The sequence below is a fragment of the Streptomyces sp. AK08-02 genome (genome assembly GCF_033795085.1).
Classification (GTDB): Bacteria; Actinomycetota; Actinomycetes; order Streptomycetales; family Streptomycetaceae; genus Streptomyces; species Streptomyces echiniscabiei.
Map to the genome: position 1 here is coordinate 125,487 of NZ_JARAZV010000002.1, position 19,445 is coordinate 144,931.

19 protein-coding genes are annotated in these 19,445 nt (G+C 70.9%); 10 read left to right on the forward strand and 9 right to left on the reverse strand.

All coding sequences use genetic code 11. The features are described 5' to 3' along the window. Window positions 1-82: 82 nt before the first annotated feature. Together PV734_RS04490 and PV734_RS04495 are read left to right on the forward strand one after the other, a co-directional pair. The gene (locus tag PV734_RS04490; RefSeq protein WP_319288812.1) at window positions 83-727 is read left to right on the forward strand and encodes a hypothetical protein; all 645 of its coding nucleotides are present in this window, start codon (window positions 83-85) and stop codon (window positions 725-727) included. Next, window positions 714-1,610, forward strand: a complete 897-nt coding sequence (locus PV734_RS04495) for a class F sortase (protein ID WP_319288813.1) — start codon at window positions 714-716, stop codon at window positions 1,608-1,610. The genes PV734_RS04490 and PV734_RS04495 overlap by 14 nt, the downstream gene beginning before the upstream one ends. On the opposite strand, the gene PV734_RS04500 is transcribed toward PV734_RS04495, so the two are convergent. From PV734_RS04500 to PV734_RS04510, 3 genes are all read right to left on the reverse strand, one after another. After that, window positions 1,602-2,588: a DMT family transporter gene (locus PV734_RS04500; protein ID WP_319094208.1), complete on the reverse strand. Its 987-nt coding sequence runs from the start codon at window positions 2,586-2,588 to the stop codon at window positions 1,602-1,604. The two genes, PV734_RS04495 and PV734_RS04500, sit on opposite strands and share 9 nt — an antisense overlap. A 94-nt stretch (window positions 2,589-2,682) precedes the next feature. Next, complete coding sequence (locus tag PV734_RS04505) at window positions 2,683-3,417, reverse strand: winged helix-turn-helix domain-containing protein (RefSeq protein WP_319094207.1); 735 nt, start codon at window positions 3,415-3,417, stop codon at window positions 2,683-2,685. Between the two features lie 58 nt (window positions 3,418-3,475). After that, on the reverse strand, window positions 3,476-4,135 hold the full coding sequence (locus tag PV734_RS04510) for a TetR/AcrR family transcriptional regulator (RefSeq protein ID WP_319094206.1): 660 nt from the start codon (window positions 4,133-4,135) through the stop codon (window positions 3,476-3,478). Between the two features lie 64 nt (window positions 4,136-4,199). Between PV734_RS04510 and PV734_RS04515 the strand changes: the two genes are divergently transcribed. From PV734_RS04515 to PV734_RS04525, 3 genes are all read left to right on the forward strand, one after another. Beyond that, window positions 4,200-5,351 carry an acyl-CoA dehydrogenase family protein gene (locus tag PV734_RS04515; protein WP_319094205.1) on the forward strand — a complete coding sequence of 384 codons (1,152 nt, stop codon included), beginning with the start codon at window positions 4,200-4,202 and terminating at the stop codon, window positions 5,349-5,351. Between the two features lie 85 nt (window positions 5,352-5,436). Further along, window positions 5,437-5,724, forward strand: coding sequence for a YiaA/YiaB family inner membrane protein (locus PV734_RS04520; protein WP_189146418.1), 288 nt, complete (start codon window positions 5,437-5,439; stop codon window positions 5,722-5,724). A 105-nt stretch (window positions 5,725-5,829) separates the two neighbouring features. Beyond that, window positions 5,830-6,453, forward strand: a complete 624-nt coding sequence (locus tag PV734_RS04525) for a TetR/AcrR family transcriptional regulator (RefSeq protein ID WP_319094204.1) — start codon at window positions 5,830-5,832, stop codon at window positions 6,451-6,453. Window positions 6,454-6,468: 15 nt separating this feature from the next. Here PV734_RS04525 and PV734_RS04530 read toward each other — a convergent pair whose 3' ends face one another. Beyond that, a complete protein-coding gene (locus PV734_RS04530) occupies window positions 6,469-6,930 on the reverse strand; it encodes a MaoC family dehydratase (RefSeq protein WP_319094203.1) in 462 nt (153 codons plus the stop codon). A 104-nt stretch (window positions 6,931-7,034) separates the two neighbouring features. On the opposite strand from PV734_RS04530, the gene soxR reads away from it, so the two are divergent. Further along, a complete protein-coding gene (gene soxR, locus PV734_RS04535) occupies window positions 7,035-7,550 on the forward strand; it encodes a redox-sensitive transcriptional activator SoxR (protein WP_319094202.1) in 516 nt (171 codons plus the stop codon). Here soxR and PV734_RS04540 read toward each other — a convergent pair. From PV734_RS04540 to PV734_RS04550, 3 genes are all read right to left on the reverse strand, one after another. Next, complete coding sequence (locus tag PV734_RS04540; protein WP_319288814.1) at window positions 7,504-8,571, reverse strand: RNA ligase (ATP); 1,068 nt, start codon at window positions 8,569-8,571, stop codon at window positions 7,504-7,506. The two genes, soxR and PV734_RS04540, sit on opposite strands and share 47 nt — an antisense overlap. A gap of 152 nt (window positions 8,572-8,723) precedes the next feature. Then, window positions 8,724-9,422: a 3-keto-5-aminohexanoate cleavage protein gene (locus PV734_RS04545; RefSeq protein WP_319288815.1), complete on the reverse strand. Its 699-nt coding sequence runs from the start codon at window positions 9,420-9,422 to the stop codon at window positions 8,724-8,726. 114 nt (window positions 9,423-9,536) lie between these two features. Continuing rightward, window positions 9,537-10,142, reverse strand: a complete 606-nt coding sequence (locus PV734_RS04550; protein ID WP_006382008.1) for a hypothetical protein — start codon at window positions 10,140-10,142, stop codon at window positions 9,537-9,539. Window positions 10,143-10,557: 415 nt separating this feature from the next. Here PV734_RS04550 and PV734_RS04555 point away from each other — a divergent pair, with 415 nt between their 5' ends. Further along, the gene (locus tag PV734_RS04555; RefSeq protein WP_319094199.1) at window positions 10,558-13,365 is read left to right on the forward strand and encodes a penicillin acylase family protein; all 2,808 of its coding nucleotides are present in this window, start codon (window positions 10,558-10,560) and stop codon (window positions 13,363-13,365) included. Between the two features lie 64 nt (window positions 13,366-13,429). Here PV734_RS04555 and PV734_RS04560 read toward each other — a convergent pair whose 3' ends face one another. Both PV734_RS04560 and PV734_RS04565 read right to left on the reverse strand, forming a co-directional pair. Continuing rightward, the gene (locus PV734_RS04560; RefSeq protein ID WP_319288816.1) at window positions 13,430-14,788 is read right to left on the reverse strand and encodes a serine-threonine protein kinase; all 1,359 of its coding nucleotides are present in this window, start codon (window positions 14,786-14,788) and stop codon (window positions 13,430-13,432) included. A gap of 78 nt (window positions 14,789-14,866) precedes the next feature. Next, the gene (locus tag PV734_RS04565; RefSeq protein ID WP_319094197.1) at window positions 14,867-16,105 is read right to left on the reverse strand and encodes a DUF1343 domain-containing protein; all 1,239 of its coding nucleotides are present in this window, start codon (window positions 16,103-16,105) and stop codon (window positions 14,867-14,869) included. A 220-nt stretch (window positions 16,106-16,325) separates the two neighbouring features. Between PV734_RS04565 and PV734_RS04570 the strand changes: the two genes are divergently transcribed. From PV734_RS04570 to PV734_RS04580, 3 genes are read left to right on the forward strand one after another with little or no spacing between them, the layout of a single operon-like run. Then, complete coding sequence (locus PV734_RS04570) at window positions 16,326-17,090, forward strand: SDR family oxidoreductase (RefSeq protein WP_319094196.1); 765 nt, start codon at window positions 16,326-16,328, stop codon at window positions 17,088-17,090. Beyond that, window positions 17,087-18,778: a class I adenylate-forming enzyme family protein gene (locus PV734_RS04575; protein ID WP_319094195.1), complete on the forward strand. Its 1,692-nt coding sequence runs from the start codon at window positions 17,087-17,089 to the stop codon at window positions 18,776-18,778. The genes PV734_RS04570 and PV734_RS04575 overlap by 4 nt, the downstream gene beginning before the upstream one ends. Before the next feature lie 40 nt (window positions 18,779-18,818). Next, window positions 18,819-19,412, forward strand: a complete 594-nt coding sequence (locus tag PV734_RS04580) for a TetR/AcrR family transcriptional regulator (protein WP_164408821.1) — start codon at window positions 18,819-18,821, stop codon at window positions 19,410-19,412. Window positions 19,413-19,445: the final 33 nt, after the last annotated feature.

Below are 19,445 nucleotides of genomic sequence, written 5' to 3' on the forward strand. Positions count from 1 at the left end.
CCGCTCCTGAGGGCGCGGATGTGAAAGAGAGTCAGAAGAAGCGGGATTTGTATGAAAATCATCTGACTCGGAGGAACTGCGCATGACCACCTCACTCCGTCCACGCCGGACCGGCGTCCGCACCGCCGCGCTCGCGGCCCTCACCCTCGCGGGCACCACCCTCGTCGTGGCCCCCGCCGTCGCCGCTCCCGGCGACAACGGAGACGTCAAGATCCACAAGGTGGGTACGCCCTTCACCGACCAGAGGAACGAGCCGAAGGTCTGCGACTTCTACCTCGCGGCGTTCAACTTCGACGACCTCCCCGACAACCAGGACATCGAGTGGTCCATCGAGACCCAGCCCCTGGTGGCGAACGGCGCCACGCTCGCCGACACCCTCCAGCTGGAGAACGACGGCACCGGACACACCATGCCTCTCGCGCTCCCGGACGGTCAGTACAAGCTCACCTGGAAGATCGTCGGCGGCAACGGCGCGGGCAAGCACAAGGTGTTCCAGGTCGACTGCCCGATCGGCAGCCCGACCCAGACCCCGACCCCGCCCCCGACCGGCGGCCCGGGTGGGCTCGGCGGCCCGGGCGGTCCGCAGGGCGGGGTACCCGCGGGCGGCGGCGGTGTCGCCCGGGCGGAGGCATTCTCGCCGGTCGCCGGTGCGGCCGCCGTGGGCCTGATCGTGGTCGGCGGAGTGGTCTACCTCCGGACGCGCCGGCGCGCCGATGGAGCGGCGTAACGACATCCGTCGGCCCAGGCCCTGGCGCCGGACCCGCGCCTACCGCCTGACGCGCACGGTCGTCCTGACCGTCGCCCTGGCGGTGGGCGGCGTCTGGTGGGCCCGGGTCGACGACCCCGCCCCCGCACCCGTCACCGCCACCGACGGGGCACCGGCCGCACCGTCCACCGGGACCGGCCAGACCGGCGACAGTGCCAGGGCGGTACGGGAACCGACACCGACACCTACACCCACACCGCCGACGGTTACCGGACGGCCCGAACCCGCCGTCCCGGCCCGGACGGGCGGTCCCGTGCGCGGGCGGCCGGGGTCCGTCACTCGGACGCCGCCCGTGGCCCGCCCGGCAAGGCCTGCCGCGCCACGGGGGCCCGCTCTGCTCCCTCGCTCCCGTCCCACGAAGCTCACCGTCCCGTACCTCGATGTCGAGGCGCCGGTCGTGGACCTGCACCTCGACCGGCACGGGCAGCTCACCGCGCCCCCGGCCGACAACTCCAACCTGGCCGGCTGGTACGCCGACGGGCCGTCTCCCGGCGAGAACGGCACGGTGATCGTCGTAGGGCATCGCGACACCCGCGCCGGGGCCGCCGTGTTCATCGGCCTCGACGAAGTCACCCCGGGGCGGCTGATCGAACTCCGGCGCGCGGACGGGCGTACGGCGGTCTACACCGTCGACGCCGTGAAGACGTACGACAAGGCGCACTTCCCCAGCAAGGAGGTGTACGGCGCCCGCGCCCGCCCCGAGCTGCGGCTCATCACCTGCGGCGGCGGCTACGACCGACGGACGGGCTACAGCGGCAACATCGTCGTGTACGCCCATCTGACGGCGACGCGACCGGCGCCGTCCCCCTCCCCGGGCCGTGGGGACAGGGCGCGCTCACGCTGACTCGTCGGCCCTGTCGGGCCGTGGCCGCTCCGGGGCGACCTCCTCGGCGGCCACGGCCGACCCCGTCACCTGCGCCCGCCCACGCGCCCTGGACCGTGACACCGCGACCCCCGCGAGGCACAGTCCGCCGCCCGCCAGTGTGAGGAGTCCCGGCACCTCGCCCAGTGCCAGCCAGGACATCAGGACGACCAGGGCGGGCACGGCGTAGGTGGTCGCGCCCATCCGGCTGGCCGTCGTACGGGCCAGCGCGTACGCCCAGGTCGTGAAGGCGAGCGCGGTCGGGAAGACGCCCAGGTAGATCATGTTGAGGGTGGCCGAGAGCGGCGCGTCGGCGGCCTCGCCGACCAGCTGCCCGGCGAACGGCAAGCAGGTCAGGGCACCTACCAGACAGCCGAACGTGGTCGCCTGAAGGGCGCTCGCCCGGCCGAGAACCGGCTTCTGCGCCACGACGCCCGTGGCCCACGCGGCAGCCGCGAGCAGACACAGTGCCACCCCGAGCACCGAGGTACCGCCCCCGCCGGACATCGACAGCCCCACGGTCACCGCGCCCGCGAACGACACCGCCATGCCCGCGAGCAGCCGGGGCGGCATCGGATCGCCGAGCAGCCTGGTACCGAGCAGGGCTATGAGAATCGGGCCCACGTTCACGACGAGGGCGGCCGTCCCCGCGTCCACCTGCTGTTCGCCCCAGTTCAGGACCACCATGTACATCCCGAACCAGAGCACCCCCGAGATCGCGATCCCGCGCCACGCCGACCGGGGCGGCAGCCCCTCCCGCCGTACGAGACAGATCGCCCCCAGCGTCAGGAACCCGGCGAGCATCCGTCCGAGCGCCAGCGCCCCCGGCGAGTAGGCGGCCCCCGCGCTGCGGATCGAGACGAACGCGGAGGCCCACAGCACCACGGTCACACAGGCCGCGACCGTGGCGAGCACCTCCGCACGGGGGGCCGGGCGCGAGGTCGGGGAGGAGGTCATCATGCTCCAGAGGCTAGGCAGGACGAGCGGGAAGGGCTCGCGATTTTCCGACGCGAGGCCGGGTGCGGGCTGTACGGCGGCCGGTTCGTACGGCGGCTCAGCGCAGGGCCGTCGCCTCGATGCCGAGGAGCTGGGCGAGGCGTTGTTCCCCCTCGGGGGTCACCCGGACCGCCCGTTCCGAGCCGATGCGTTCGCACCAGCGGGCGTCCAGGGCGTGCCGGCACAGGGCGGCGCCCGCGATGCCCGCCAGGTGGGGGCGGCGCTCGGTCCAGTCGAGGCAGGCGCGGGTGAGGGGGCGGCGCCCGGAGCGGTCGAGGTCGATGCCGAGGGTGGCGAACCAGTGCAGCCCGGCGCCCGTGAGCGCGAACCCGGTGTCCTGGCTGAGCAGCCCCCGCCCGGTCAGTGCGTCGGTGAGGGCGATGCCGAGCCGTCCGGCGAGATGGTCGTAGCAGGTACGGCCGCGTGCCATCGCGGAGCCGGCACCGGACTCCCGCAGCGTGCGCGGCGGTTCGGCCGAGGGAGGCCCGACGTGGGCGGCGAGTTCCTCGACGAGCTGGGCCACGCGGGCGTCGGCCAGCCGCACATAGCGGTGCCGTCCCTGGCGTTCCTCGGTGAGCAGCCCACCGGCGACGAGCCGGCTCAGGTGCTCACTGGCGGTCGACGCGGCGACCCCGGCATCGCGCGCCAGTTCTCCGGCGGTCCACGCCCGCCCGTCCAGCAGCGCCAGCAGGAAACCGGCCCGCGTCTCGTCCGACATCAGCCCGGCCAACGCCGCGAGACCGGACGCGCGGCCAGGCCTCCTCGTACTCCTCGCATCCCTCGTGATGGTCATGGGCCCAGCATGAGGTACGGACACTTCGGCGCCCACCGAAGTGTGCGCGCCGAGCTGTCTACGCAGGTCGCTTCAGCTGCTCGTACTGCTGGGCCAGCCCGTCCAACAGCGCGGTCAGGCCGGTCTCGAAGGCCCGCTCGTCGATCTTCTCCTGCTGCTCGGAGAGGAGGTGGGCCTGTCCGAGGTGGGGATAGGCGGCCGGGTCGTAGGCGCTCTCGTCGTCCACGAAGCCACCGGCGAAGGAGCCGAGCGCGGAGCCCATGATGAAGTACCGCATCAGCGCGCCGATCGACGTGGCCTGGGCGGGCGGCCAGCCCGCGTCGACCATCCCGCCGTAGACGGCGTCGGCGACGCGCAGGCCGGCGGGGCGGCGGCCGGGTCCGCGAGCCATCACCGGAACGATGTTCGGGTGGTCGCGCAGGGCCGCCCGGTAGGAGACCGCCCAGTCGTGCAGCGCGGTACGCCAGTCCGGGCGCTCCCCGGCCCCGTCGCCCCGGTCGAACATCGACAGGTCGACCAGCGCACTCACCGAGTCCGCGACCGCCTCCAGGATCTGGTCCTTCGTGCGGAAGTGGTTGTAGAGGGACGGTCCGCTGACACCCAGCTCGGCGGCGAGCCGACGCGTCGACAGGGCGGCCAGGCCTTCCGCGTCCACCAGCGCCCGCGCCGTCTCGGCGATCAGGTCGGTGCTGAGGAGGGGCTTGCGCGGTCGTGCCATGGCCCACATAGTAGGGCTGTCGCCGTAAACTAGCAGTGCTAATTTTCATGAGGTGGGGCTCGTCGTGAACCTGGAACTGAGCGAGGAGCAGACCGCTGTCCAGCGGCTCGCCCGGGACTTCGTCGAGCGTGAGATCACCCCGAACGTCGTCGCCTGGGACCGTGCCGAGGACGTCGACCGGTCGATCGTCAAGAAGCTGGGCGACGTGGGCTTCCTGGGGCTGACCGTGGACGAGGAGTACGGCGGCTCGGGCGGCGACCATCTCGCGTACTGCCTGGTGACCGAGGAGCTCGGCCGCGGGGACTCCTCCGTGCGCGGGATCGTGTCCGTGTCCCTGGGGCTGGTGGCCAAGTCCGTCGCGCACTGGGGGAGCGAGGAGCAGAAGCGCCGCTGGCTGCCCGGCCTCACCTCCGGCGAGTACGTCGGCTGCTTCGGTCTGACCGAACCGGGCACCGGGTCCGATGCCGGCAACCTCAGCACGCGGGCGGTGCGCGACGGTGAGGACTACCTGGTCAACGGCACCAAGATGTTCATCACCAACGGCACCTGGGCCGACGTGGTGCTGCTCTTCGCCCGCTCCACCGACGCCCCCGGCCACAAGGGCGTCTCCGCCTTCCTCGTGCCGACCGACACCCCCGGACTGACCCGCCGCACCCTGCACGGCAAGCTCGGGCTGCGCGGTCAGGCCACCGCCGAGCTGGTCTTCGAGGACGTGCGCGTACCCGCCTCGGCGATGCTGGCACCCGAGGGCAAGGGCTTCTCCGTGGCCATGTCGGCCCTCGCCAAGGGGCGGATGTCCGTCGCCGCCGGATGCGTCGGGATAGCCCAGGCCGCCCTGGACGCCGCCGTCCGGTACGCGGGCGAGCGCGAGCAGTTCGGCGGGCCCATCGCACGGCACCAGTTGGTGCAGGAACTGCTCAGTGACATCGCCGTGGACGTCGACGCGGCGCGGCTGCTGACCTGGCGCGTCGCCGACCTGATCGACCGCGGCCTGCCCTTCGTCACCGAGTCGTCCAAGGCCAAGCTCTTCGCCTCCGAGGCCGCCGTCCGCGCCGCGAACAACGCCCTGCAGGTCTTCGGCGGCTACGGCTACATCGACGAGTACCCGGTGGGCAAACTCCTGCGCGACGCCCGCGTGATGACCCTCTACGAGGGCACGAGCCAGATCCAGAAACTGCTGATCGGCCGTGCGCTGACCGGTGTGTCGGCCTTCTGAGGCCCGTGGGCGGAGGGCAAGCTGAGTATCCGGCTGAGTATCTCGACGGATGTGGCACGGGCCACGTCGGCCGATTCTTGTCCTCATGAGTGAGACACCGGTCAAGCAGCAGAGCACGGCGGCCTTCTACGGCCAGGCCGTCGCGTCCTTCGGGATCGCCATGGGGGCGACGGCCATCGGCATCTTCCGGTTGCAGGCCGACGCCTGGGTGCGCGGCTTCCTCGGGATCGCCGTCCTCTACCTGGTGACCTCCGCCTTCACCCTGGCGAAGGTCATCCGTGACCGCCAGGAGGCCGGGCAGATCGTCAGCCGGGTCGACCAGGCCCGGCTGGAGAAGCTGCTCGCCGAGTACGACCCCTTCGAGAAGCACTGATCCGAGAAGCACTGATCCGCAAGGCCCCGAACAGGCACCCTAAGCGCTCGCTCACCCGCGGCGGTACAGTAGGGGGTCACTGTCGGTGGAAGGGGCGAACGGGCGATGAGTACGGCGGAGCAGACAGCCGGCGGCGAGGCGGCGCCGTGGGGTGAGGTGACCCCCGACGCGGCCCGGCGGCTGCTCGTCGCCGCGGTGGAGGCCTTCGCCGAGCGTGGCTACCACGCGACGACGACCCGTGACATCGCGGGCCGGGCCGGTATGAGCCCGGCCGCGCTCTACATCCATTACAAGACCAAGGAAGAGCTGCTCCACCGGATCAGCAGGATCGGCCACGAGCGGGCCGTCGACATCCTGCGTACGGCGGCTCGGACCGAGGGCACCGCGGCCGAACGGCTGGCGGAGGCCGTCAGCTCCTTCGTCCGCTGGCACGCCGGAGGGCGTACCACCGCGCGGGTCGTGCAGTACGAACTCGACTCCCTCGGCCCCGACGCCCGCGCCGAGATCCTCGCGCTGCGCCGCCAGTGCGACGCCGAGGTGCGCGGGATCCTTGAGGACGGGGTGGAGGCGGGCGAGTTCGACGTGGTCGACATGCAGGGCACGACGCTCGCCGTGCTGTCGCTGTGTGTCGACGTGGCCCGCTGGTTCAACGTCAACGGTTCGCGCACACCGGACGAGGTCGGCGGGCTCTACGCCGACCTCGTGCTGCGGATGGTGGGGGCCCGGTAGCCCGCGTTCACCGGCTCACAGGTAGTAACGCGACACCGACTCGGCGACGCACACCGGCTTGTCGCCGCCCTCGCGCTCCACGGTGAAGGCGACGGTCACCTGTACTCCGCCGGGCACGTCCTCGACCCCGGAGATCCGCGCGGTGGCGCGCAGGCGCGAGCCGACCGGGACGGGGGAGGGGAAACGGACCTTGTTCGTCCCGTAGTTGACGCCCATCTTCACGTTCTCGACCTTGATCAGCTGCGGCCCGAAGAGCGGCAGCAGCGACAGGGTGAGATAGCCGTGCGCGATGGTCGTCCCGAAGGGTCCGCCGGCCGCCTTCTCCGGGTCCACATGGATCCACTGGTGATCGCCGGTCGCGTCGGCGAACAGGTCGATCCGCTTCTGGTCGATCTCCAGCCAGTCGGTGTGGCCCAGTTGCTCACCCACCGCCGCCTTCAGGTCGTCCGCACCCGTGAAGATCCTCGGCTCTGCCATTCCCGGCCTCCTCGCCACTGTGTCTAAGCGACTGCTTAGCATGGTAGGCCGTGGGCTCCATGTCAACGGACTGTGGTCCTTGCCGGGTGGGTAGGGTTCGAGGGGTGCCCCAGATTCCCGAGAAGATCCACGAACTCACGGTCGGCCAGCTCGCCGCCCGCAGCGGCGCCGCTGTCTCCGCCCTGCACTTCTACGAGTCCAAGGGTCTCATCACCAGTCGCCGCACCTCGGGCAACCAGCGCCGCTACAGCCGTGACGCGCTGCGCCGTGTCGCCTTCGTCCGGGCCGCGCAGCGCGTCGGCATTCCGCTCGCCACGATCCGCGAGGCGCTCGCCGAACTCCCCGAGGAACGCACCCCCACCCGGGAGGACTGGTCCCGGCTCTCCGAGACCTGGCGCGCCGAACTCGACGAGCGCATCAAGCAGTTGAACCGGCTCCGGGACCATCTCACCGACTGCATCGGCTGCGGCTGTCTGTCCCTGGAAGGCTGCGTCCTCTCCAACCCGGACGACGCGTTCGGTCAACGCCAGGCAGGATCCCGCCTGATGGTGGAGAGGCGCGGCGCCGGTCCGGCTACTCGAACTCCGTCCCTCCCTTCCGTGTCAGATACGCGGGACTGACCGCCTTGGCGATCGCCCGCCCGCCGGTCACCGCGCTGTACCGCTCGTCGGCCGGCCGGATCACGACACCCTCCCGCAGGTGCAGCCCCCGCCCGGACACCGTCTCGCGTCCGCTCGCGATCTCCAGGATCCGGTCGATGTCGTACGGGCCCTCGAACAGCTTTGGTACGAGCGGCAGTCGGCCCTCCAGCAGCTCTGCCGCGTCCAGCCAGCGGACCTCCCCGTCGACCTCCGCCGACACGTCGAACACGGCGTACCCGAGCGTCTCGCGCCGCCCGTCCGCTCCGTACGTCAGATCCTGTACGCCCGCTCCGTAGACCTCGCCGAAGATTCCGACCCGGCGTGCCCCGAGCCGCTCGGCGAGTTCGGCGGCGGCCCCGGCCACGTCGTGGGCGGTCACCGCACGCCAGTACAGATTGCGCGGGTCCTCCTTCAGGGCGAGCGACTTGGCGCCGAATCCCTTCGAGGAGACCTGGACGCGCCCCTCGTCCGCGAGATACGTCAGCAGACAGGCCGAGCCGTGCAGTTTCTCGGTGAGGACGACCGGCTCGCCCGGTGTGAAGATGCCGGGGTATCGCTGGATGTTCTCGATGTCGACCCAGCTCAGCAGGTCGGGCGCGGACTCGACGTCGCCGTTCATGGTGGGCGGGATCGGCGGCACCCATTTGACGATGCCCAGCCGCTCCGCGAAGTCGGCGCCCTCGGCGGCGGCCCGCGCCAGGTCCACGCCGGTGAGCGCGCGGGGCCGGCACACGATGCCTTGCGAGAGCTCGCCGCGCAGTCGTACCGCCTTGACCCGGTCCGAGCCGGTCCCCGCCAGTCGCCCGGTCAGCCCCAGCTCGTCCACCAGTTCACCCGGGAGCACGGACTGCTCGGGGATGTACACGGCCGCCTCGCCGGTGCGGTACGCGCCCTTGGCGACCACCGCGCGATACAGGCCCACCTGGGCGAGTTCGAGGGCGTCGGCGTTCGGGTGGGGGTGGATGGTCAGGACTTCGGCGGTGACGCGCAGCGTCGACATGGGTGGCTCCTCAGTGGGGTCTCATCTTCGCCAACTCTCCTTGTGGGAAAGGGGTGGAGCCATGGATTTTGTTGGTGCTATGGGCTCCGCCGGGGGTGCGTTCGTGACTGGCCGCGGGTTCGTTGTGGCTTGTCGCGCGGTTCCCCGCGCCCCTACAGGGCCCTCACCAGCTCGGCGTTGGACTTGGCCCGTTCGCCGTTCGGCAGGTGGAGGGTGTCTTCGAGGCCGATGCGGGTCGCCAGTCCCAGGCGGGCCGCGAGGCGGAGTACCGGCCAGGTGCCGGCGTCCTCGCCGTGCAGGAGGACCGGGCGGCCGTGCGGGGAGGCGGCGAGGTCGGCGAGGAGAGTGTGAGCCGTCGCCTCCGCCGTGGTCGGGTCGGTGTCCGTCACCTCTGCCAGGACGCGCAGGACCTTCGGGGCGAGGGGTGAGGCCGCGAAGCGTGCCGCCCCGTCCGTCCCGGACCAGACGCCGGCCTCGACGCCCACCCCGAGACCGATGAGAAGGGCCGCCAGTTCCTCCGCGCCCGGCTCGTGCCAGTTGACGGAGGCGTGGTCGGGCAGCACCGTCCAGCCTCTTACCCGCTCCAGCCGCAGCGCCGGATCCGGCTCGGCCCAGGCGCCCGTGGTCACGCCGACGGGCACGGTGACCCGCGACCGTATCGCCGTCAGTGTCGCCGCGACCGCGCGCGGCGACAGGGTGTCCTGCCCGCAGGGAGACTTGGGATGGACGTGGACATCGGTCGCCCCGGCCAGGACCGCCTCGGCCGCGGAGTCCGCCATCGCTCCCGGCGACAGCGGAATCAGCGCGCCGTGCGCGGCGCCCCGCGAGCCGTTGAGACACACCTGGGTCATGCCCCGATGGTGCCGTCCGCCACTGACAGCGGGCCTCGGCCGGACGGTTCGCCGGTCGGTTCGTCGACCGGTTCGATCGGGGGGTGCGGCATCCCCGGCGCACCCCCGTCGTGCTCAGGCCGACGCGAGCAGCAGTCGTCCGCGCCTGGATTCCGCCAGGGCCTCGGGGGTCAGTACGGGCCGCGGCACCACGATGCCGCACTCCGTGCAGACGGGACCCGACGACGGCTCATGGGCCAGGTCGTACTTCCAGGTGAGGCGCTCCCCGTCGCACACCGGGCACACCGAGCCCGGTTCGCGTTCCAGGGCGGCGATCAGCCGTCGCAGCACCTCGGCCAACGGTTCGTGGGGGTGCACCCCCGGGTCGTCGCACCAGGCCACCCCGAACCCACCCCAGGTCAGCCGATGCCAGTCGTCCACGCTCCCGGGCCTGCGCAGCCCGTCGAACTTCTCCTTCTTGCGGCGCTTCGCGAACTCCACCTCGTACGCCTGCCAGACCGAACGCGCTTCCTCCAGCTCGTCCAGTGCGGCCACGAGCCGCGCTGGATCGGGAGACCGGTCCTCCGGTCCGAACCCGGCCCGGGAGCACAGGTGGTCCCAGGTCGCCCTGTGCCCGTAAGGGGCGAACCGCTCAAGGCACTTACGGAGCGAGTACCGCCGCAGTGCCAGATCGCACCGCGGGTCCCGCACCTGTCTCGCCAGACTCCGGAAACCGGCCATCGCCTTGCACCTCCGTCACATCTGCACCTGTACTTCGGTCACTTCGGCGTCGTCGAACGGACGTCGCCGAATAGACGTATCGACAAGCGATTCGGCTCCATCTGTTTTCCGATGACGGCCATAAGCCGTTCGCCGGGCCCCCTCGGGACCGACGTCAACGGCTCTAAGCCGTCCGCCGGACCACCCTTCACGGTTACCTCCCGCACCTGTCGGCTGTCTGTGCAACACCTGTTGAGCACGGCGCCGGACCGGATTCGCTTCCAGCGCCGCGAACTGCCCCCGCACTCCCCAACGCAATTCCTGTACCACGTTGTTCAAAAGTGACGCATGTTCATCTTCTATCGCGGGGATACCGGCGGTAACCTCTGGCCCACTCCGTTCGGAGTGGCCCACCCCCCGGTCCGGAGGAGCTGCCATGTCACGGCGCACCCCAGGCAACACCGTCGATAGAACCTTCGACAGACTGAGAACTCCCGGCGGACTCTTCGGGTTCCTGAAGACCGCAGCCGTATGCACACTCATTGCCGGTCTTTTGTCGCCGCTTTCTCCGCTCTCCCCGGCGACCGAGGCCCAGGCCGCCGCCGCGAACGACTACTGCGGTGGACAGTGTTCGGACATCCTGCCGCCCGGCCAGAACGGCAACGCCACCCTCGCCCAGATCCTCCTGAACCAGGCCTTCGGTTCGCAGCCCGACCACGCGGAAGACCAGCTCGGGCCCTATGCCAACCTGGCCACGGGATACACCGGTCTCACCAACACCACGATCAACAACTTCTTCAACGACTCCTCGTTCGGGGTCGCCGCCGACCAGGTCGCCTCCACCCTGGCGCCGGCCGGCCGCACCGACGTGACGATCGTCCGCGACAAGAAGACGGGTGTGCCGCACATCACAGGCACCACCCGCTACGGCACCGAGTTCGGCGCCGGGTACGCCGCCGCCCAGGACCGCCTCTGGCTGATGGACGTCTTCCGGCACGTCGGACGCGGCCAGCTCACGCCCTTCGCGGGCGGTGACCCCTCCAACCAGGGCCTTGAGCAGGAGTTCTGGCGCCACGCCCCGTACACCGAGGCCGACCTCCAGGCCCAGATAGACAACGCGGTCGCCACCAACGGCGCCCGCGGCCAGCAGGCCCTGGCCGACGTCAACGCCTATGTCGCGGGCATCAACTCCTACATCGACGCCTCCGACAGCGCCCGCACCTTCCCCGGCGAGTACGTCCTCACCGGCTGGAAGGACTCCGTCACCAACGCGGGCACCATCCAGCACTTCAAGGCCACCGACCTGGTCGCGCTGGCCTCCGTGATCGGCGCGCTCTTCGGCTCCGGCGGCGGCGGTGAGGTCAACAACGCGATCTCGCTGATGGCCGCGCAGTCCCAGTACGGCGTCGTCCAGGGCACCAAGGTCTGGGAGGCGTTCCGCGAGCGCAACGACCCCGAGGCCGCCCTCACCGTCCACAACGGCGAGAGCTTCCCCTACGCGACCGCGCCCGCCGACCCGCAGGGCGAGGCCCTGCCGGACGCCGGTACGGTCACCGAGGAACCGCTCGTGTACGACCGTACGGGCAGCGCCGCCACCACGACCGCGACCACCGCCTCCACCACGGCGACGGCCACCGCCCTCACCTCCGCCAAGCGCGGCATGTCCAACGCCCTGGTGGTGAGCGGCGCCAAGACCGCGAGCGGCCACCCGATCGCCGTCTTCGGGCCGCAGACGGGCTACTTCGCCCCGCAGCTGCTGATGCTCCAGGAGATCCAGGGCCCGGGCCTCAGCGCGCGCGGCGCGTCCTTCGCGGGCCTGAGCATGTACGTCGAACTCGGCCGCGGCCAGGACTACGCGTGGAGCGCGACGACCTCCGGGCAGGACATCATCGACTCGTACGCGGTCGAGCTCTGCCAGGACGACGTCCACTACCTCTACCACGGCACCTGCACGGCCATGGAGAAGCTCGAGCAGACCAACGCCTGGAAGCCGACCACGGCCGACGGCACGGCGGCCGGCTCCTACCGGATGCAGGTCTACCGCACCAAGTACGGTCCGGTGAGCCATCGGGCGACGGTCGGCGGGAAGAAGGTCGCCTACACCAACCTGCGCTCCTCCTACATGCACGAGGCCGACTCGATCATCGGCTTCCAGATGCTGAACGACCCGGACTACGTGAAGAGCCCGGCGACCTTCCAGACCGCCGTCCAGCACATCAACTACACCTTCAACTGGTTCTACGCCGACTCCACGCACACCGCGTACTACAACAGCGGCGACAACCCGGTGCGCGCGAACGGCGTCGACGCCGAGTTCCCGGTCTGGGCACAGTCCGCGTACGAGTGGCAGGGCTGGAACCCGACGACCAACACGGCCACCTACACGCCGCCCTCCGCCCACCCCAACTCGATCGACCAGGACTACTACATCTCCTGGAACAACAAACAGGCCAAGGACTACACCACCGCCTCCTGGGGCGACGGGTCCGTCCACCGCGGCAACCTCCTGGAGGACCGGGTCAAGAAACTCGTCGCGGCGGGCGGCGTGACCCGGGCGCAGCTGGTGAAGGCGATGGCCGACGCCGCGCTCACCGATCTACGGGCCGAGGACGTGCTGCCCAAGCTGCTGCGGGTCCTCAACAGCTCGACGGTCACCGACACCACGGCCGCGGCAGCCGTCAGCAAGCTGTCGGCATGGGTGACGGCGGGCGGCAAGCGCACGGAGACGTCGGCGGGTTCGAAGACGTACGCCAACGCCGACGCGATCCGCATCCTGGACGCCTGGTGGCCGCTGCTGGTGCAGGCCGAGTTCCAGCCGGCCCTCGGCACCGACCTCTACACCGCCATCACCACCAACCTCCCCGTCGACGAGGCCCCCTCGGCCGCACACGGCCCGACCGGTGCGCACGCGGGAAGCTCCTTCCAGTACGGCTGGTGGAGCTACGTCGACAAGGACATCCGGGCGGTTCTCGGTGACTCGGTGCAGGGCGGGCTGACGCAGAAGTACTGCGGCGGCGGCACCCTCAGCGGCTGCCGGGACATCCTGATCAGCACCCTGAAGACCGCGGCGGGCAAGACGGCTGCCCAGGTCTACCCCGCCGACAAGCTCTGCACCACCGCCGGCAACCAGTGGTGCGCCGACTCGATCCTCCAGCGCACCCTGGGAGGCATCAAGCACTACAACATCAGCTGGCAGAACCGTCCGACCTACCAGCAGGTCGTCGAGTTCACGTCACACCGGTGACAACAGGCGACATCGGGTGACAACCGGCAATAGTTGAGGTGCCCTTGGTGGTGCCGGCGGCGGGTCAGTGGACACGGCCCGCCGCCAGCACCACCTGCGCCAACTCCGAGTGGCAGATGTCGCTGTGGGCCCCCGAGGGAGCCCCGCCGTTCCTGACCACCGCCGCCGCGTCGACGTTCACGCATCCGCTCACCGGCAGCTTCCCCGCCCCCAGCGCCTCGGCGATCGTCAACCCGACCGTCCCTGGCACGGCCTGGACACCGTCGTGGCCCATCGCACCCCACTCGGGACCCAGCGCGTCCGCGACGGTGAAGCCCGCGACGGACCGGTCGGCCGCCAGCACGCCCCGGCTCTCGCCCGCCATGCGCGAGGCCAGCGGATAGAACGTGCTGAGCGCCCCGTCGTACCGGGAGTAGCAGCACACCAGGGGGCCGTCGATTCGGTTCTGCCGACCCTTCAACGCGCCGCCGCCGCGGGTGTCGTGCGGGAGTTGGGCCGCGAACGCGTAGTGCGAGAAGGCCCCTTGGAGCAGCGTCACCGACTTCACCGTGCGCACCCCCTCGGGCAGCCCGCTCAGCGCGAACGACACGAGCCGCGCTCCGAAACTGTGCCCGACGAGATGCACCCGCACCCCGGGCGCCGCCTCGGCGAGCCGCCCGAGCGCCGGCCCGAGGCCCCGCTCTCCGACCGTTCCGGCCCGCCGCTTCATCGCGTAGTACGTGGCCTGCCGCAGCAGTTCCTTCGCGCCGTTCCAGGGATTGGGCAGGGCGAACTCGGCGACGGCGTCCGGGGATTCGGGCCTGGACAGCGCCCGGGCGAACTCCTCGCAGACCTCCGCCGTGCTCCCCGCGAACATCTCGGGGGTGCCCTCCGGCTCGCCGCCCGAGAGGAGGAGGTCCCCCGCGAACCCCGTCTGCGGGGCCTCCGGCTCCACCTCGACCAGCAGCCGCACCAGCCCCCCGAACTCCTCCAGGGCCTCGTCGTGTCCCGGTTGCCGGTCCAGCAGCCCGGCGATCTGCTCGACGAGCGTGGCCCGCCCGGGGAACGTTTCGAGGAGCGCGTGCCGGGTGTCCTTGTCGAGCCCGGGCCGACCGGTCGCCTCGGGCAGGGCGGTGGCGGTCAAGGACCGCTGGAAGTCGGGGATCGGCTCGTCCGTGAAGCGTATCGACGGCCACACCACCCCCGCGTAGCCGATTCTGGCGGTCGCGGGGGCGAGTGCGGGGACGGCCTCGAAGAACCTGCTGTAGAGCCGGGTCGCCATGGACCGGTCGTTGTTCCAGCCGTGTGCGAAGACGATGAGGTCACGCACCTTACGAGCCTTCACCTCCGCGAGCAGCCGCTCCCGTTCGCGCCCGTCCGCGTCGCCGTCCGCGTCGAACGTCAGCTCCCAGTAGGGAGAAACACTCATCTCCGGATCCGCCATGGCATTCCCCGTCCCCCGTGGTGTCGTGATGTGGGGCGTATCGTCCCGCTAACAGGGGGAGTTGGCCATACGTCACGCTCACTTGTAGATGAGGTACTTCCTGCGCATGCGCCGGAACGTCGCCAGTTCCTCCTGCCAGCCCGCCACGACCTCGTCGGGACCGGCTCCCGCGTCGATCATCGTGCGCACCAGAGTGGATCCGGTGAGCTTGTCGATCCAGTTGTCCGAGCGCCAACCGAAGCCGCTCCAGACCTTCTTGGCGGTCACCAGCAACGCGACCCCGGTACGCACCGGGTCGTAGGCCGTCCGGTCGTGCACATGGATCTGTACGCCCCCGACGGTCTTTCCCTGGAACTTGGAGAAGGTCGGCGCGAAGTACGCCTCCCTGAAGTGCACCCCGGGCAGCCCGAGTCGCTCCGCCGCCGCGGCCCACCGCCGGTCGATCCCCTCGGCGCCGAGCAGCTCGAACGGCCGGGTCGTACCGCGCCCCTCCGACAGGTTCGTCCCCTCGAAGAGACACGTCCCCGAGTACACCAGCGCGGTGTCGGGCGTCGGCATGTTCGGGCTCGGCGGCACCCAGGGCAGCCCGGACGCGTCGTAGAAATCCGACCGCTTCCACCCCGACATCAGTACGGCGTCCAGCTCCACCGGCGCCGCCAGGAACTCCTTGTTGAACAGCCGTGCCAGCTCCACCACCGTCATCCCGTGGGCCTGGGAGATCGGCTGCCGTCCGACGAACGTCGCGAACTCCCGGTGCAGCACGGGCCCGAGGGCCGCCCGTCCGGTCACCGGGTTCGGCCGGTCCAGCACGAGGAACGATCTGCCCGCCAGCCGGGCCGCCTCCATGCAGTCGTACAGCGTCCAGATGTACGTGTAGAAGCGGGCGCCCACGTCCTGGATGTCGAAGACGACGGTGTCGACGCCGGAGGCGGTGAAGATGTCGGCGAGCGGCCGGCCGCTCTTGAGATACGTGTCGTAGACGGGGAGTCCGGTCGCCGGGTCGTCGTAGCGGCCCTCGGAACCACCGGCCTGCGCGGTGCCCCTGAAGCCGTGCTCGGGGCCGAAGACGGCGGTCAGGTTCACCCGGTCGTCCGCGTGCATGACGTCGACGATGTGGCGTACGTCCCTGGTGACGCCGGTGGGATTGGTGACGAGGCCGACCTTCTTGCCTTTGAGGGGGGCGTAGTTCCTGGCGGTGAGGTTCTCGAAGCCGGTGCGGAGTCTTTCTGGGCGGTGTTTGGTGGTCGTTGCCGCGCATGCAGGCAGGGCTGCGGCTGCTGCGGTTGTTGTCAGGAGGCCGCGTCTGGACAGGGGCATGGGGGTTCCCTCCGGGGGCTGGGCGGCTGGTATCGGCACCGTAGGCGCTTCCGCGTGTAGTTCGTAGGGTGCGGTTCGTTGTGGCTTGTCGCGCCCCGCGGCGGAGCCGCAGATCGATACGGCCCCGCGCCCCTGGGTGAGCTGCAGTCGCCCTTTCCTGCTACATACCGACCGGTTAGTCTGGTCGGGCATTGGAGCCGTTTCGTGTCGAAGGAGACCGATGGTGGGTGTCGTGCAGGGTGCCGGAGTGGTGGTCACCGGAGCGGGGGGCGGGATCGGGGCCGCCATGGCCCGGCGGTTCGCCGCCGGAGGGGCCCGGGTCGTGGTGAACGATCTGGATGCCGCGCGGGCCCAAGCCGTTGCCGCCGAGATCGGCGGGATCGCGGTCGCCGGGGACGCCTCCGCCATCGTCGGTGAGGCCCGGGACGCCCTCGGTGGGACCGTCGACGTCTACTGCGCCAACGCCGGGCTGCCCTCGGGCGGGTCCGAGGCGGCCGAGGAGAGCGTCTGGGCGCTCGCCTGGGACGTGAACGTGATGGCGCACGTCCGGGCGGCCAACGAGCTGCTGCCGGAGTGGCTGGAGCGCGGCAGCGGCCGTTTCGTGTCCACCGTGTCCGCCGCCGGGCTGCTCACCATGATCGGCGCGGCCCCCTACAGCGTGACCAAGCACGGCGCGTACGCCTTCGCGGAGTGGCTGTCGCTGACGTACCGCCACCGCGGGCTCAAGGTGCACGCCATCTGCCCGCAGGGTGTGCGGACGGACATGCTGGCCGGGACCGGCAGCGCGGGCGACCTGGTGCTCGCGCCGACCGCGATCGAGCCCGAGGCGGTCGCGGAGGCACTGTTCAAGGGGATCGAGGAGGACCGGTTCCTGATCCTGCCGCACCCCGAGGTCGCCGACTACTACCGGGCGCGGGCCGCCGACCCCGAACACTGGCTGACCAGCATGAACCACATCCAGCAGAAGTGGGAGGCCACCCGATGACCGACGCGGACACCGGCTCCGGCTCCCGGTACGGGGCGCGGCCCTGGCTGGGCCTCCTCGACGACGTCCAGCGCGGGCCGATCAGCCCCGACGACTCACTCGTCCACGCACTCCGCCGGACGGCCGCCGAGGTCCCGGACCGTACCTTCCTCGCCTACTTCGACGGTCGGCTCAGCCACCGTGAGGTGGACGAGCTGAGCGACTCCGTCGCCGGGTACCTCGTCACCCGGGGGCTGGAGCGCGGCGACCGGGTCGCCGTCCTGCTGCAGAACTCGCCGCTGTTCGTGCTCGCCCTGCTGGGAGCCTGGAAGGCGGGCGCGACCGTCGTCCCCGTCAACCCGATGTACAAGTCGGGGGAGGTCGCCCACGTCCTGCGGGACGGTGACGTGGCCGCGCTGATCTGTTCCGACCGGGCCTGGGAGTCGTACCTGCGGGAGACGGCCGCGGACTCTCCGGTGCGGATCGTGCTCACGGGCTGCGAGCTGGACTTCCAGACGCGCGGCGACGCGCGCGTGCTCGCCTTCGAGCGGCTGCCGCAGGCCCCGGACGCCGAAGACCTGACGGCGGTCGCCCGCTACGGCCACCAGGCGCCCGACGCCCACGATCGTGATCCGCGCCCCGCCGACATCGCGCTGATCAGCTACACCTCCGGCACCAGTGGCTCCCCCAAGGGGGCCACCAACACCCACGCCAACATCATGTACAACGCGGAACGGCAGCGGACCGGGCTTCCACTGCCCGAGGCGCCCGTCTACTTCGCGATGGCGCCCCTCTTCCACATCACCGGCATGGTCTGTCAGCTCGGCGCGAGTCTGAACAGCGCGGGCACCCTCGTCCTCGCCTACCGCTTCGAGCCCGGTGTCGTCCTGGACGCCTTCGCCGAGCACCGCCCGCACTACACGGTCGGCCCGTCGACGGCCTTCATGGCCCTGGCCGCGCACCCGGCTGTCACTCCCGACCACTTCTCGTCCTTCCGGCACATCTCCTCCGGCGGCGCCCCGTTGCCGCCCGCCCTCGTGGAGAAGTTCCGGGCCGGCTTCGGCCCCTACATCCGCAACGGCTACGGCCTCACCGAGTGCACCGCCCCCTGCGCCTCCGTACCGCCCGCGCTGGAAGCTCCCGTCGACCCGGTCTCCGGGACGCTCGCCGTGGGCGTGCCGGGCCCCGACACCGTCGTACGGATCGTCGACGACCAGGGCGCGGAGGTTCCCTTCGGGGAGCAGGGCGAGATCCTCGTACGGGGGCCGCAGGTCGTCCCCGGCTACTGGCGGCTCCCCGTGGCCACCGCGGAGACCTTCCCCGGCGGGGAACTGCGGACCGGCGACATCGGGTTCATGGACGCCGAGGGCTGGCTGTACGTCGTCGACCGGAAGAAGGACATGATCAACGCGTCCGGCTTCAAGGTGTGGCCGAGGGAGGTCGAGGACGTGCTGTACACCCATCCGGCGGTACGTGAGGCGGCCGTCGTCGGGGTGCCCGACGGGTACCGGGGCGAGACCGTGAAGGCTTACATCAGCCTGCGGCCGGGCGCGGAGGGGGACCCGGACGCGCTCGCCGCGTACTGCAAGGAGAGACTGGCCGCCTACAAGTACCCGCGGCAGGTGGAGATCCTGCCCGACCTGCCGAAGACGGCGACCGGGAAGATCCTCCGCCGGGAACTGCGTACCCGGTCCGGGGACTCTCAGTAGGCGACTTTCGGTGAAACGTATGGGAAGGCTGGTGGCGGTAGTGCCCAGGACGACGGACGGCGACGGTACGCCCGTCCCGCAGCGGCTGCTGGCCGCCGCCACCCGGCTCTTCGCGGAACAGGGGTACGACCGCACGTCCGTGCAGGAGATCGTCGAGGCGGCCGGTGTCACCAAGGGGGCGCTGTACCACTACTTCGGTTCCAAGGACGACCTGCTGCACGAGGTGTACGCGCGCGTGCTCCGCGTCCAGCAGGAGCGGCTGGACGCGTTCGCGAACGCGGACGCGCCGGTGGAGGAGCGGTTGCGGCGGGCGGCGGCGGACGTGGTGGTCACGACCATCGAGAACCTCGACGACGCGATGATCTTCTTCCGCTCGATGCATCATCTGAGCCCGGAGAAGAACAAGCAGGTGCGGGCGGAACGGCGCCGGTACCACGAGCGCTTCCGGGCGCTGATCGAGGAGGGCCAGGAGACGGGTGTCTTCTCCCGGGCGACCTCGGCGGACCTGGTGGTGGACTACCACTTCGGTTCCATCCACCACCTGTCGACGTGGTACCGCCCGGAGGGCCCGCTGACCCCGACGGAGGTCGCGGAGCAACTGGCGGACCTGCTGCTGCGCGCGCTGCGGCCGTAGGAGCGGTTTCCTCGCCCCCGCCGCCCCCGAACC

Coding starts and splice junctions, on each gene's coding strand:
- PV734_RS04500 (WP_319094208.1), bottom strand. CDS start 2,588: ATGATGACCTCCTCCCCGACCTCGCGCCCGGCCCCCCGTGCGGAGGTG.
- PV734_RS04550 (WP_006382008.1), bottom strand. CDS start 10,142: ATGGCCGGTTTCCGGAGTCTGGCGAGACAGGTGCGGGACCCGCGGTGC.
- PV734_RS04540 (WP_319288814.1), bottom strand. CDS start 8,571: ATGTCGACGCTGCGCGTCACCGCCGAAGTCCTGACCATCCACCCCCAC.
- PV734_RS04505 (WP_319094207.1), bottom strand. CDS start 3,417: ATGACCATCACGAGGGATGCGAGGAGTACGAGGAGGCCTGGCCGCGCG.
- PV734_RS04495 (WP_319288813.1), top strand. CDS start 714: ATGGAGCGGCGTAACGACATCCGTCGGCCCAGGCCCTGGCGCCGGACC.
- PV734_RS04565 (WP_319094197.1), bottom strand. CDS start 16,105: ATGCCCCTGTCCAGACGCGGCCTCCTGACAACAACCGCAGCAGCCGCA.
- PV734_RS04545 (WP_319288815.1), bottom strand. CDS start 9,422: ATGACCCAGGTGTGTCTCAACGGCTCGCGGGGCGCCGCGCACGGCGCG.
- PV734_RS04530 (WP_319094203.1), bottom strand. CDS start 6,930: ATGGCAGAGCCGAGGATCTTCACGGGTGCGGACGACCTGAAGGCGGCG.
- PV734_RS04560 (WP_319288816.1), bottom strand. CDS start 14,788: ATGGCGGATCCGGAGATGAGTGTTTCTCCCTACTGGGAGCTGACGTTC.
- PV734_RS04525 (WP_319094204.1), top strand. CDS start 5,830: ATGAGTACGGCGGAGCAGACAGCCGGCGGCGAGGCGGCGCCGTGGGGT.
- PV734_RS04490 (WP_319288812.1), top strand. CDS start 83: ATGACCACCTCACTCCGTCCACGCCGGACCGGCGTCCGCACCGCCGCG.
- PV734_RS04510 (WP_319094206.1), bottom strand. CDS start 4,135: ATGGCACGACCGCGCAAGCCCCTCCTCAGCACCGACCTGATCGCCGAG.
- PV734_RS04575 (WP_319094195.1), top strand. CDS start 17,087: ATGACCGACGCGGACACCGGCTCCGGCTCCCGGTACGGGGCGCGGCCC.
- PV734_RS04555 (WP_319094199.1), top strand. CDS start 10,558: ATGTCACGGCGCACCCCAGGCAACACCGTCGATAGAACCTTCGACAGA.
- PV734_RS04520 (WP_189146418.1), top strand. CDS start 5,437: ATGAGTGAGACACCGGTCAAGCAGCAGAGCACGGCGGCCTTCTACGGC.
- PV734_RS04570 (WP_319094196.1), top strand. CDS start 16,326: ATGGTGGGTGTCGTGCAGGGTGCCGGAGTGGTGGTCACCGGAGCGGGG.